Genomic DNA, 14,124 nt, shown 5'->3' on the forward strand with positions numbered 1-14,124 from the left:
CGACCCTAGCGAAACACTCCCACGCAGCGGGGCCCGATCATCATCTGGCCGGCACCCGGGCGGCCGCGTCGAGGACGACATGGGCGCAGCGTTCCTTCGAGCCCTGCCCCTCGGCGATCACCCCGTCCGGCCCGAGGATGCTGATCGAGGTGTCCGGCTGTCCGAAGATCCGGCCGTCGCCGACATCGTTGACCACCAGCAGGTCCGCGCCCTTGCGTTCCAGTTTGGTACGCCCGAGCGCGATCAGCTCCTCGGCGCAGCGCGGGGTCTCGGCGGCGAAGCCGACCAGGACGGGCCGGGACCCGACCCGCTCCCGCCCGAGGTGGGCCAGGACGTCGGTGGTCTCGACGAGGTCGAGCGTGAGCGTGCCGGAGCCGTCCTTCTTGATCTTGGCGCCGGCCGGCTCGCGGGCGGCGAAATCCGCCGCCGCGACCGCCATCACCACGATGTCGGCTCCCGGCGCCATCCGCGCCATCGCCGCATCCAGATCGGCGGTGCTGGCAACGCGTTCGATGCCGACGCCGCTCGGCGCGTCCTCCTCGGTGTGGGCCAGGACGAGCGTCACCTCGGCGCCGCGCAGCCGCGCGGCCCGGGCCAGTGCGATGCCCATCCGGCCGGAGGAGTTGTTGCCGATGTAGCGGACGGGGTCGAGCGGCTCCCGCGTACCGCCCGCGGAGATGACGACCCGCCGACCGGCGAGGTCGCGGCCCCGGCCGAGGATCGTCGGATCCTCCAGCACCGTGCCGGCGATGGTGGCGAGCTCGGCGGCCTCCGGCAAGCGTCCGGGACCGGAGTCCGCGCCGGTCAGCCGGCCCGCCGCCGGGTCGACGACCAACACGCCGCGCTCGCGCAGAGTGGCGACATTCGCCCGGGTCGCCGGGTGCTGCCACATCTCGGTGTGCATCGCCGGGGCCATCACCACGGGACAGCTCGCGGTCAGCAGGACGTTGGTGAGCAGGTCGTCGGCCCGGCCCGTCGCCCCGCGGGCGAGCAGGTCCGCGGTGGCGGGAGCCACGAACACGAGGTCGGCCTCCCGGCCGAGCCGCACGTGATTCACCTGATCGGTGGCGGAGAAGACCCCGGTGTGCACGCGGCGACCGGACAACGCCTCCCAGGTCGCCGCCCCGACGAAGTTCAGCGCGGCCGCGGTCGGCACCACGGTGACCTCATGCCCGGACTCGGTCAGCCGACGCAGCAGCTCGCACGCCTTGTACGCCGCGATGCCGCCGGCGACCCCCAGCACGATCCGGCTCACGTCCGGCCCCGGGGCTCGCACGGGCGGGTCATGGACGTGTGCTCAGGCGGAGAAGTCGGGGTCGCGGGAGAACTCGTCGTCGCCGTCGACCGCGGTCAGCGAGGGACGTTCGGTCTCGTCGGCTGCGGGCTCGGCGTCCGGATCGAACTCCTCGCACTCCAGCACGCCGTCCTCGATCTCGCGCAGGGCGATGGACAGCGGCTTCTCCTGCACGCCGGCGTCCACCAGCGGGCCGACGTTCTCCAACAGGCCCTCGCCGAGCTGGGAGTAGTAGGCGTTGATCTGCCGGGCGCGCTTGGCCGCGAACAGCACCAGGCGGTACTTCGAGTCGACCTTGGTCAGCAGGTTGTCGATCGGCGGATTGGTGATGCCGACGGCTTCGGTGTTCGTCAAGAGAAATGCCTTCGCGACGGTTCTGGGAAACGGTGTGGGGGCAGCGGCTCGCGGCGCACTGCGGACAACCGCGCCAATGCTACCCGACCGAGCCGTCGAGGCCCAAGATCTCGGCGATCTCGGCGACCGTCGTGTCGAGGTCGGCATTGACCACCACATCGTCGAACTCGTCGAAGGCGGTCATCTCGGCCCGGGCCGTCTCGAGCCGCCGGGCCCGCTCCTCGGCGTCCTCGGTGCCGCGCAGGTTCAGCCGGCGGACCAGTTCCTGCCAGGACGGTGGCATCAAGAAGATCGAGTGCGCCTCCGGCAGGCTGCGGCGTACCTGCTGGGCGCCCTGCAGATCGATCTCGAGCAGCACCGTGTGACCCTGCGCCACGGCGGCCGCGACCGGGGCGCGCGGGGTGCCGTAGCGCGCCTTGCGGTGCACCACCGCCCATTCCAGCAGCCCGTCGTGGGCGATCAGGTCGTCGAACTCGACGTCGCTGGTGAACAGGTAGTGCCGGCCGTCCACCTCGCCCGGGCGCGGGCGCCGGGTGGTGGCCGAGACCGACACCCACAGCTCGGGATGGCGCTCCCGGAGTGCCGCGACGACCGTCCCCTTGCCGACGGCGGTCGGCCCCGCCAGCACGAAGACCCGCCCGGGCGCGCTCAACGAAACTCCGCCAACAGGCCGGCCTGCTGGTGCCGGCCGAGCCCCCGCAGCCGGCGGCTCGCCGCGATCTCGTGCCGGTCCATCGTCTCGGCGGCCCGCTTCTCCCCCACCCGCGGCAGGGCCTTGAGCACCTCGACCACGCGCAGGTGCGCCAGCACGTCATCGGTCTGCGCCAACTCCAGCAGCTCCGACAGCCGCAGGTCGCCCGAGCGCAACCGGGCCTTGGCCGCGGCCCGGTGGCGCCGGGCCTGGGTGGCCGCGGCCCGCGCCTGTAGCCGCTGGTCCGCCGAGAGCGGGGGAACCGAGATCACGGCGTCAACCTATCGAGCGGGCCGCGCGACTGCCATTCCGGCGCGCTCGACCGGTCTCAGTCGCGGCGGCCCCGCCGGATCAGCCAGGCGCCCGCGGCCATCGACGCCAGCCCCGCCAGCAGCGCGGACAGGTCCTCGCCACCCGTCCGGCCGAGCGGCGGCCGGCCGACCGGCGGCTCGCCCGGCTCGACCTCGGCCGGCAGCGGCACGGTCACCGTGTCCTCGCCGGTCACGATCGGCCGACCGTCCGGACCCGGGTCCCCGCCGCGTACCGGCTCGCCGGTCACCGCAACCCGGTTGACCACTTCGCCGCGGCCGAGGTCGGCCGCGCTGGCGACGTAGCCGGTCTCGGGCTCGCAGGTCAGCGAGGCGCCCGGGGCGAGGCTGTCGGCCGAGCAGCGCAGCTTCCCGACCAGCGGGTCGTCGGCCGCGATGTCGTCGATCGTCACGTTGCCGACATTGGTCACCCGGATCACGAAGCGGACGTGATCGCCGATCTCGGCATACCCGTCACCGTCGGGATCGACCAGCGATCCCTCCTTGACCACGTCGAGCGCCGGGGCGGCCTGCTCGGCGGGAATGGCCAGCTCGTCGCGCGCGGTGACCGGATTGCCTCCCGGGTCGATGCCCGTGACGCCGGCGACGTTGTCGACGCCGCCCGCGTCCACCTCGGCCTGGGTCACGGTGTAGGCCCGGTCGGCCGTGCAGGAGGCCTCCGCGCCCGGCGCGAGCGGATCGCTCGGGCAGGTCACCGAGCCGATCTTGGGATCGCTGATCCGCAGGTCGCGCACCGGCACGTTCCCGGTGTTGGTCACGGTGAAGCGGTAGCGAACCGGCTGTCCGGCGCGCACGGTGTCACCGGCCGGGACATCGGAGGCCTTGATCAGCGTGAGCTGGGCGGCCGGCACGGTGGCCGGGAGCACGAGGTCATCACTCGCCCGCACCGGATCGTCGCCGACCGTGGGCCGTCCGGTGGCCTCGGCGGTATTCGTGACCTTGCCCTCGGCGGCCTCCGTCGCGGTCACGACGTAGGCATCGGCCGCCGCGCACTCGATCTCGGCGCCCGGCGCGAGCGCGCCGGCCGGGCAGTTCACGGCCCCGATCTTCGGGTCGGTCACCGCCACCGGGTCGAGCGTCACGTTGCCGGTGTTGATCACCCGGAACGAGTAGCGGACCGGCTGACCGACCGACAGCGTCTCGCCGGCCGGGAGGTCGGACAGCTTCTGCAGCGCGATGGCCGGCCGCGGCTCGCTCGGGGTGGTGGTCGTCGCCGTCGAGGTGAGCGGCTCGCCGCCGCCCACCGGCACCGCCGTCGTCGTCGCGACGTTGGTCAGCACGCCGCGGTCGACATCGGCCTGGGTCACGGTGTAGGTGCGGTTGCCGACACAGGACACGACGTCTCCCGGCTCCAGCGTGGTCCGCGGGCAGGTCATGTCGCCGACCATCGAGTCGGCCACGACGACCCCCTCCAGGGTGACGTTGCCCGTGTTGGTGACGATCACCGAGAAGCCGATCGACTCGCCGACGGTCATCGGGGAGTCCGGGGACCCGGTGCGGGCCGCGACCTTGGTCGTCGTCAGCCCCGGTACGCGCGGATCGGTCGGCACCACGTTGTCGTCGGTGGCCGTGACCGGTTCGCCGTTGGGCCCGGTCGCCGTCAGGGTCGCCGTGTTCAGCACCTGGCCGGCGTCGGCGTCGGCCTGGGTGGCCGCGTAGGTGCCGGTGCACTCGGTGACCTCACCCGGCGCGAGCGGGGCGGGCGGGCAGCTCACCGCGCCGATCTTCGGGTCGGTGATCGCCACGCCGGTCAGCGTCACGTTGCCGGTGTTGGTGACCCGGAACGTGTAGTCGATCCGATCGCCCGCGGCGACCGTCTCCCCCGCCGGCACGCTGGACAACTTCTCCAGCGTCGCGGCGGGCGCGGCCGGGCTGGTCGGCACGACGTTGTCGTCACTGGCCGTCACCGGCTCGCCGCTCGGCGGCGTACCGGAAACGGTGGCGGTGTTCACGATCCGGCCGGCGTCCACGTCGGCCTGGGTCACCGCGTACGCCTCGTCGGCGGCGCAGTCCGTGCTCGCCCCCGGGGCCAGCGGCTCCGGCGGGCAGGTCACCTTGCCGACCAACGGGTCGTCGATCGCGATGTCGCTGAGCGTCACGTTGCCGGTGTTGGTGACCCGGAACGTGTAGTCGATCTCGTCGCCCGCCGCGACCGTGGCGCCCTCGGCCACGCCGGACAGCTTCTCCAGCGCGATCGCCGGGGCGGCCGGCGTCGCCGGGATCGACGTGGTGTCGGTCGCGGTCGGCGGCTCACCGCTCGGCGGCCGGCCGGTCGCCGTCGCCGTGTTGTCCACCTGGCCCGCGTCCACCTCGGCCTGGCTGACGGTGTGGCTCGCGTCGGCCGTGCACTCGATCGTCTGTCCCGGCGCCAGCGGCCCCTCGGGGCAGGTGACCGAGCCCAACAGCGGGTCGTCCACCGTGACCTCGGTCAGGGTGACGTTGCCGGCATTGGTGATCAGGAACCGGTATGCGACCTGGTCGCCGGCGGCGACGGTCGCCCCCGGCGGCAGCAGCGCCTGCTTGTCCAGCACGAGCGCCGCGTCGGCGGGCACCGTCGGCACCTGGTTGCTGTCGCGCGCCTCGACCGGCGTACCCGACGGCGGTACGCCGGAGGCGACCGCGTCGTTCACCACCCGGCCGGCGTCCACGTCGGCCTGCGTGACGGTGTAGCTCGCCGTGCAGTCGGCCGCGGCCCCCGGTGCGAGCGGCTCCGGCGGGCAGGTGACCGCACCGACCTTGGCGTCGGCGACCGCGAGCCGGTCGAGGGTGACGTTGCCGGTGTTGGTCAGGGTGAAGGTGTAATCGATCACCTGGCCGAGGCCGACGGTGTCGCCGTCCGCGACGTTGTTGGACTTGACCATCGCCAGGCCGGGCTGCTGATCGGCCGGCGTGGTCGTGGAGTCCTCGGCGCTGACCGGGTCACCGGTCGGCGGTTGGCCCGTGGCGCTCGCGGTGTTCTCGCGTACCCCGGCGTCGACGTCGGCCTGGGTCACGGTGTAGGTCGCGTCAGCGGTGCAGGTCACCGACCGCTCCGGCGCGAGCGCGCCGTCCGGGCAGGTGACCGCGCCGACCAGCGGGTCGGTCACGGCGACCGGATCGAGCGTGACGTTGCCGGTGTTGGTCACCACGAACGTGTACGCGATCTCGTCCCCGACGGCCAGCGGATCGTCCGGCGACTTGCCGTCCCGCGAGGCGATCTTGTCCAGCGCGATGCCCGGAGCCGGGTCGGCGACGCCGGCCGTGTGATCGTCTCGCGCCGAGACCGATCGCCCGTCGGGCGCCGTGCCAGTCGCGGTCGCGGTGTTCACCACCTGGCCGGCGTCCACATCGGCCTGGGTCACGACGTAGCCGGTCGCGACACAGGTACGCGACTGCCCCGGCCCGAGCGGCCCGGCGGGACACTCGACGCCGCCCACCTTCGGGTCGTCGACCGTGACGCCGGAGAGCGTCACGTTCCCGGTGTTGGTGACGGCGAACGTGTAGTCGATCCGATCGCCGGCCCGCAGTTGGGCGTCGGGACCGAAGCTGCCGGTCTTGTCGAGCGCGATGGCCGGGTCGGCCGGCTCGGCCGGGGTCTGCACGGTGTCGTCGTCGGTCACCGGCCCGCCGGTCGGCGGCTGCCCGGACACCGAGGCCGTGTTGATCACTGCGCCCGCGTCGACATCGGACTGCTGCACGGTGTAGCTGCCGGTGCAGGTCAGCGACTCCCCCGGCGCGATCGCGTCGGCATCGCAGGTGAGCGCGCCAATCAGCGGATCGCTCACCACCACGCCGGTCAGGGTCACGTTGCCGGTGTTGGTCACCGTCATCGTGTAGTCGATCACCTCGCCGAGGCTGACGTCGGCGCCGTCGTGGGCCGCGGTCTTCTCGATCGCGATCGAGGGCGCCGCCGGCTGCGTGGGCACCGTGTCGTCGTCCTGCGCGTCGACCGAGCCGCCGCGTGCGCCGGTCGCGGTCACGCTCGCGGCATTCACCACGTTGCCGGCGTCCACATCGGCCTGGGTCACTGTGTACGTCGCGGTGCAGTCGGCGAAGGCACCGGCCGCGATCGGCCCACCGGGGCAGGTCACGTCGCCGATCTTCGGGTCGGTGACCGCGTACTGCGTCAGCGTGACGTTGCCGGTGTTGGTCACCCGGAAGGTGTAGGTGATCTGGTCACCCACCGCGACCTGGGTGCCCTGCGGCACGTCGGAGAACTTGTCCAGCGTCACCGCGGGCGCCGCCGGATCGGTCGGCACCGTGGCCGAGCCGCTGCCCTCGATGCGGTCCCCGCTCGGCGGCTGACCGCTGGCCGTCGCGGTGTTGTCGATCTGGCCGCGGTCCACGTCCGCCGGCGTGACGGTGTAGCTGCCGGTGCAGGTCAGCGGCGGGTCGGTCGGCGCCAGCGACGGCGCGGTGCAGACCAGGTCGGCGATCAGCGGGTCGGTCAGCGCGACATCGGTCAGCGTCACGTTGCCGGTGTTCGTGACCGTGAAGGTGTAGGTCACCTGGTCGCCCGCGGCGACCGTGTCACCGTCGGCGACGTCGGAGGTCTTCACCACGGCCAGGCCCGGCTCGGCCGGGTCCGCGGGCACCTCGGTGGTATCGGTGCCCGGCGGCGGCTCGTCGCCGGACGGATCGGTGCCCGACACGGTCACGGTGTTCTCGATGGTCCCCGCGTCCACGTCGGCCTGGCTGACCACGTAGGTACCGGTGCAGGTCAGCGTCTCGTTCGGCGCCAGTACGCGGTCGGCAGCGGGATCACAGGTGATCTCGGTGAGTCGCGGGTCGTCGATCGTGACATCGCTCAGCGTCACGTTGCCCGTGTTGGTGATCACGAACGTGTAATCGATCGGATCGCCGGCAGATACCGTCTGCTGGTCACCGATCGCCGCCTGCTTGTCGACGGCGATCGCCGGGACGGCTGGGTCGGTGGGCACGTCGAGCGAGTCGTCGTCGCCGACCGAACTGCCGTCCGGGGCAATGCCGCTCGCCTCCGCAGTGTTCGCCACGACCCCGGCGTCGACATCGGCCTGGGTGACGGTGTAGCTGGCCGTGCAGGCAACGGAGGCGCCCGGGCCGACCAGGGTCGGGTCACAGGTGACGGCGCCGACCTTGGGGTCGTCGACAGCGAGGTCGGTCAGCGTGACGTTCCCGGTGTTGGTGATGGTGAACGTGTAGTTGATCACCTGATCGACGGCGACGGTGTCGCCGTCCGCGATGTCGGAGGTCTTGACCATCACCAGCGACGGCTGCTGGTCGGCCGGGGTGGTCGTGTCGTCGCTGTCCTCGACGTCGCCGCCGCGCGCTCCGGTTCCGGAAGCGGTGGCGGTGTTGGTGACGACGCCTGCGTCCACGTCGGCCTGGGTGACCTCGTGGGTCACATCCGTGGTGCAGGTCGCAATGCCGCCGGGCGCGATCGAGGTCGGATCACAGGTGATGTTGTCGATCTGCGGATCGTCCACGGCCAGCGAGTTCAGCGTCACGTTGCCCGTGTTGGTGATCACGAAGGTGTAGGCGATCACGTCGCCCACGACGAGCGGATCGTCGGGCTGTTTGCCGTCGCGACTGGCGATCTTGTCCAGCTCGATCGCGGGCTCGCCCGACCCGGCGTTCACTGTCACGCCGGCGTCGTCGGTCGGCTGCTCGCCGGCCGGCGATGTGCCCTGCGCGGTCGCGGTGTTCACGATCTCGCCCGCGTCGAAGTCGGCCTGGGTCACCGTGTAGGTGGCCCGGCAGGTCGACTCCTCCCCCGGCGCGAGCGTCGTCGGCGTACAGGTCAGCGCGCCGCCCAGCATCGGGTCGGTCACGCCGACATCGGACAACGTCACATTGCCCGTGTTCGTCGCCACGAAGGAGTAGGTGATCTGCTGACCGACCTGGTAGGTCCCGTCCGCAGGCACGTCGGAGGTCTTGGTCAGCTCGATCGAGGGATCCTCGTCGACGGTGTCCACCACCGCCTGGGCCGGCGCCTCCACCGCGGTCCCCGCCGGGGAGGTCCCGCTCGTGGTCGCGTCGTTCACGATCTCGCCCGCGTCCACGTCCGCCTGCGTCACCGTGTAGGTGCCGGTACAGGTGAACGTGCCGTTCGGCGCGACCGTCGCGGCATCCGGGCAGTCCAGCGTCTCCAGCCTCGAATCGGTGATCGAGACCCCCGACAACGTCACATTGCCGGTGTTCGTCGCGACCAGCGTGTAGGTCACCTGCTGACCGACCTCGACCTTGTCGTCACCGACATCGGAAGTCTTCGTCAGGCCGATCGACGGATCCTCCTCGACGGTGTCCACCACCGCCTGGGCCGGCGCCTCCACCGCGGTCCCCGCCGGGGAGGTCCCGCTCGTGGTCGCGTCGTTCACGATCTCGCCCGCGTCCACGTCCGCCTGCGTCACCGTGTAGGTGCCGGTACAGGTGAACGTGCCGTTCGGCGCGACCGTCGCGGCATCCGGGCAGTCCAGCGTCTCCAGCCTCGAATCGGTGATCGAGACCCCCGACAACGTCACATTGCCGGTGTTCGTCGCGACCAGCGTGTAGGTCACCTGCTGACCGACCTCGACCTTGTCGTCACCGACATCGGAAGTCTTCGTCAGGCCGATCGACGGATCCTCCTCGACCGTGTTCACCGTCACCTGATCATCAGCCGTCGGCTTCGCACCCGCCGGCGACGTGCCGGTCGCGGTCGCGTTGTTCACGATCGACCCGGCATCCACATCCGCCTGCGTCACCGTGTAGGTCGCCGTGCAGTTCGACGTCTCCGTCGGCGCCAACGTGGTCGGATCACACGTCACCGGACCCGTGATCAAGTCATCGGTGACCGCGACATCGCGCAGGGTCACATTGCCGGTATTGGTCACCGCGAACGAGTAGGTGATCACATCGCCCACCGCCACCCGGCCATCGGCCGGCACGTCGGAGGTCTTGGACAGGCCGATCGACGGATCCTCCTCGACCGTGTTCACCGTCACCTGATCATCAGCCGTCGGCTTCGCACCCGCCGGCGACGTGCCGGTCGCGGTCGCGTTGTTCACGATCGACCCGGCATCCACATCCGCCTGCGTCACCGTGTAGGTCGCCGTGCAGTTCGACGTCTCCGTCGGCGCCAACGTGGTCGGATCACACGTCACCGGACCCGTGATCAAGTCATCGGTGACCGCGACATCGCGCAGGGTCACATTGCCGGTATTGGTCACCGCGAACGAGTAGGTGATCACATCACCCACCGCCACCCGGCCATCGGCCGGCACGTCGGAGGTCTTGGACAGGCCGATCGACGGATCCTCCTCGACCGTGTTCACCGTCACCTGATCATCAGCCGTCGGCTTCGCACCCGCCGGCGACGTGCCGGTCGCGGTCGCGTTGTTCACGATCGACCCGGCATCCACATCCGCCTGCGTCACCGTGTGGGTGCCGGTACAGGTGAAGGTGTCGTCCGGTCCCAGCGTCGAGGTGTCGTCGCAGGTGAGCGCGCCGAGCAGGTCGTCGGTGATCGACACCTCGGACAAGGTGACGTTGCCGGTGTTGCGGGCCACCAGCGTGTAGGTCACGACCTGGCCGACCCGGACCCGCTCGTCGCCGACATCGGCGGTCTTGGTCAGGCCGATCGACGGCTCCTCGTCGACGGTGTCGATGGTGAGCGTGTCCGGCGCGGTCACCCGCACGTTGCCCGGGGATACGCCAGCGGCCTCGGCGTTGTTCACGATCGACCCGGCATCCACATCCGCCTGGGTCACCGTGTAGCTGGCCTCACAGGTCGCCGTGCCGGCCGGCGCGAGGGTGGTCGGTGCGCACTCGAGCGGCCCGCCGAGCATGGTGTCGGTGACGCCCACATTGGCCAGCGTGACGTTGCCGACGTTGGTGACCAGGAACGAATAGGTGATCTGGTCGCCCGCGGCAACCTTGTCGCCTTCGGCCACGTTCGAGGTCTTCTGCAGTGCGATCGCCGGAGCTGGCTCGCTCGGCGTGGTGGCCGTGTCGGTCGCGTCCACCTCGTCACCGCGGATGGGCGTACCTGTCGCCGTGGCGGTGTTGGACTTCTCGCCGGCGTCGACATCGGTCTGGGTCACCGTGTAGGTCTGGTCGGTCTCACAGACAACGGAAGCTCCGGGCGCGAGCGGCGCCGGGCAGGTGATGCCGGCGATCTGGGGATCGGTGACGGCGACCTCGGTCAGTGTCACATTGCCGGTATTGGTCACGACGAACGAGTAGCTGATCACGTCGCCGACCACCAGCGGGTCGTTCGGTGCCTTGCCCTCGCGGCTGGCGATCTTCTCCAGGCCGATCCCCGGCGCCGCGTCGACCGTCGGTACCTCGTTGCGGGCCGTGGGGTCGGTCAGCTCGCCGCGCGCGGGCGTACCGGTGGCGCTGGCATTGTTGATCACCGCGCCGGCGTCGACATCGGCCTGGCTGACGGTGTAGCTCGCCGTGCAGCTGGTCTCGGCGCCGATCGCCAGGCTGGTCTGCTGACAGGTCACGGCTCCGGCCTTGGGATCGGTGACCGCGAGGTCGCCGATCGACACATTGCCGGTGTTGCGGACGGTGAAGGTGTAGTTGATCACCTGGCCCACCGAGACCTGCTGGCCGGCCGGGACATCATTGGTCTTGGTGAGCTCCAGCGCGGGCGCGGCCGGCAACGGGACCGTGGCTTCGTCGGTGTCGGTGACCGCGCCCCCGAGGCTGTTCGCCCTGACCGTGGCGGTGTTGTTCACCTCACCCGCATCGAGGTCCGAGGGAGTCAGCACATACGCGGCATCCGCCTGGCACTCGGTGCTGGCGCCGGGGGCCAGCGTGGTGTTCGCGCAGGTGACCGAGCCGATCTTGGGATCGGTGATTGCGATATCGGTCAGGACCAGGTTACCGGTGTTACGCACCGTGAACCGGTAGCGCACCGGGTCGCCGGGCAGGATCTGGCCGTCCGGCCCCGATCCCGTCGCCTCACCGGTCTTCTCCAGGTCGATGGCGGGAGCCGCCGCGATGGGGGTCGTGACGCTGTCATTGGCCGTCGCGTTCGGCAGGTTCGCCGCGGTGCCCGTCACGGTCGCGGTGTTGGTCACCCCGCCCGCGTTGACGTCGCCCTGGGTCAGTGTGTAACTGGCGGTGCAGTTGACCGTTGCCCCGACCGCCAGCGGGCCGGGCGGACAGCTCACCGAGCCGACCTTGGGATCGGACACGCTGATCGTGTCCAGTGGCACCGTGCCGGTGTTCCTCACCACGAACGTGTAGGCGATCGTGCCGCCCGCGGTATTGCTGCTCGGGGCAGCCGCCTGCTTGTCCAGCGTCACGGCCGTGATCTGTGCCTCGTTGGTGAACGTGCAGACCGCGGCAACACCGGCCGCACCGCCGGAGGGCATGGTGAACTCGCCGGAGGTGCCCGTCCCGCTCGCGATGGTCTCGCCATTGTTGTCGTTGACGCAGGTCCAGCTCTGCCGATAGCCGAACGCAGTAGCGCTGCTGCTGCGCGTCCCGGAGCCGGATTCGGAGACCGTGTAGGTGGTTCCGACCAGGGCGAGAACCGGTCCGGCCACCTCGGCCGGCGTGTCCTGCAGTCCGGGATCGCTGCCCTCGGTGGTTGCGGTGTTGCCACGGCTGAGGCCGCCCCCGGTGACGGTGAGCGTGGCCTGGTCGTTCGCGCTCACGCGGCCCTGCGGGAAGTCCTTCTGCACACTGATCGTGTTCGGCGAGGCACAGGACGCGAGATCGACCGTGCCCGTACTGGCAAACGGGACGGAATTGACCAGTGCGCCGGTCGTCGGGTTGATCTTCAGCAGCTCGGTCGCGGTGGTGACGTAGAGGTAGCCGTCGCTGCCGAATGCGATGCCGTTGCCCGCGCCCCGCGCGATCGTCGCCAGCGACGTCGCGGTGATGGTCAGTGGGGTCGCCTGCGGGGTGGTCGGAATCGGCTCATTGATCACCGAGATGATGCTCGTCTCGGCGGCGGCGCCACCGCCGACCACGTAGAGATTGCCCTGGCTGTCGAACGCCCAGTCGCCGTTCGTGCCCGCGGTCGGGATGGTCCCCTGCGCGACCAGGCCGAGCGGCTGCCCGGTCGCGACGTTCACGCCGTAGATGTTGATCTGGCCAGCGCTGAAGCCGCCGTAGTAGTAGATACCCGTCGCGGCGTTGAATGCCCCGTGGGTGACCAGCCCACCCGTGGCAGCCGTCGCGATCAGGGTGGTCGTACCGGCCGCCGCGTCGTAGCGATAGATCTGGCGATCATTGCTGTTCGCCACCGGGTAGACACCGTAGGCGAAAGCGCCGTCCCCGGTGATTCCCAAGCCGTTGATCGCGTTGGTGGCCGGGCTGAACGTGAAATTGCCGACCGTGGTCTGGGCACCGCTCGTGGGGTTGACCTGCCAGATGTTTCGGGTTCCCGTTCCCTGGACGGAATAGAGCGCGCTGCAATCGAAGGGACCGACGGCTGCCGCGCGCGGCAGTTGCGCGGGCGCCGGCGCGAGCACGGTCATCGGGCCGACCAGGAGCACGAGTCCCAGCAATACCCACAGCCGAGCGAAAAAGGCACTGCGCACCGATATCCCCATTCCCCTGAACCCCGCTGTCTCCGGCGATCCCCCGATCACGCTCCCACCACGGGAGCTGCAGAGACAGAACGGCTGCAGTATTGCATCGCGGCGCCGCGAGTACCAGATCGGCACGCGACGCGCCGCCGCCGGCCCTCAGCCCGCGAGCAGCCTGTCGACCGCCTCGCACAGGGCAGCGGCATCCGGACCGGCTCCGGCGACCTGACGACTCGTGGTGGGCAGCAACGAGGCGCCGGTCCCGGCGAAGCGCCGGTCGATGTCGGCCATGGTCGCCCCCTGCGCGCCGAGCCCCGGCACCAGGACCGAGCCGGTGAAGCGCGCGAGATCCAGCCCGAGATCGTCATGCGTGCCGCCGACGACGAGCCCGAACTCCGGGCCGACCACGTCGTTGCGTACCTGCACGTCGTCGGCCACCTGCTGGGCGACCGAGGTGCCCTCGCCGGTGCTGGCCAACTGGACGATGCCGCCTTCGGGGTTGGAGGTTCGCGCCAGCACGTAGAGGCCACGACCGGATTCGGCAGCCGCGTCGAAAGCCGGCTGCAGCGACCCGACGCCGAGATAGGGGCTGACGGTCAGGGCATCTGCCGCGAACGGCGAGTCCGCCATCAGGTACGCCCGGGCGTAGCCCTGCATCGTCGGCTGGAAGTCCCCGCGCTTCGCATCGAGGATGACCAGCGCGCCGGCCTCCCGGCACGACCGCAGGACCCGCTCGAGCACGGCGACACCGGGCGAGCCGTAGGCCTCGAAGAGTGCCGACTGGGGCTTGAACACCGCGACCCGGGAGCCGATCGCCTCGATCAACCCGCGAGCGAAGGATTCGGCCCCCGCGGCATCGGGGGTGTGTCCCCAGGCGGAGACCAGCGACGGGTGGGGATCGATGCCCACGCACAGCCGGCCGCGTTCCTCGACCGCGAGCGCGAGGCGTTTCGAGTAGGGCTCGGTCAT

Annotated in this window: 6 protein-coding genes; all 6 read right to left on the minus strand. The window is 70.8% G+C overall.

What is annotated here, in order from left to right; translation table 11 throughout:
• Positions 1 to 40: 40 nt before the first annotated feature.
• A complete protein-coding gene (coaBC, locus tag GGQ54_RS00445) occupies positions 41 to 1,255 on the minus strand; it encodes a bifunctional phosphopantothenoylcysteine decarboxylase/phosphopantothenate--cysteine ligase CoaBC (protein ID WP_179443595.1) in 1,215 nt (404 codons plus the stop codon).
• A 42-nt stretch (positions 1,256 to 1,297) separates the two neighbouring features.
• Complete coding sequence (rpoZ, locus tag GGQ54_RS00450) at positions 1,298 to 1,648, minus strand: DNA-directed RNA polymerase subunit omega (RefSeq protein WP_246292498.1); 351 nt, start codon at positions 1,646 to 1,648, stop codon at positions 1,298 to 1,300.
• Between the two features lie 79 nt (positions 1,649 to 1,727).
• Positions 1,728 to 2,300: a guanylate kinase gene (gene gmk / locus GGQ54_RS00455; protein ID WP_179443597.1), complete on the minus strand. Its 573-nt coding sequence runs from the start codon at positions 2,298 to 2,300 to the stop codon at positions 1,728 to 1,730.
• Positions 2,297 to 2,608 (minus strand): integration host factor, actinobacterial type, encoded by a 312-nt coding sequence (gene mihF / locus GGQ54_RS00460; RefSeq protein WP_179446336.1) that lies wholly within the window; start codon positions 2,606 to 2,608, stop codon positions 2,297 to 2,299. The genes gmk and mihF overlap by 4 nt, the downstream gene beginning before the upstream one ends.
• A 59-nt stretch (positions 2,609 to 2,667) precedes the next feature.
• Positions 2,668 to 13,167, minus strand: coding sequence for a DUF7507 domain-containing protein (locus tag GGQ54_RS00465; protein WP_179443598.1), 10,500 nt, complete (start codon positions 13,165 to 13,167; stop codon positions 2,668 to 2,670).
• Positions 13,168 to 13,314: 147 nt separating this feature from the next.
• Positions 13,315 to 14,124, minus strand: coding sequence for an orotidine-5'-phosphate decarboxylase (gene pyrF, locus GGQ54_RS00470; protein ID WP_179443599.1), 810 nt, complete (start codon positions 14,122 to 14,124; stop codon positions 13,315 to 13,317).

It is taken from the genome of Naumannella cuiyingiana (assembly GCF_013408305.1).
Lineage (GTDB): Bacteria > Actinomycetota > Actinomycetes > Propionibacteriales > Propionibacteriaceae > Naumannella > Naumannella cuiyingiana.

Bases quoted from the DNA above. Each gene is read 5' to 3' on its own strand.
- pyrF (WP_179443599.1), bottom strand. From the start codon at position 14,124: ATGACCGAGCCCTACTCGAAACGCCTCGCGCTCGCGGTCGAGGAACGC.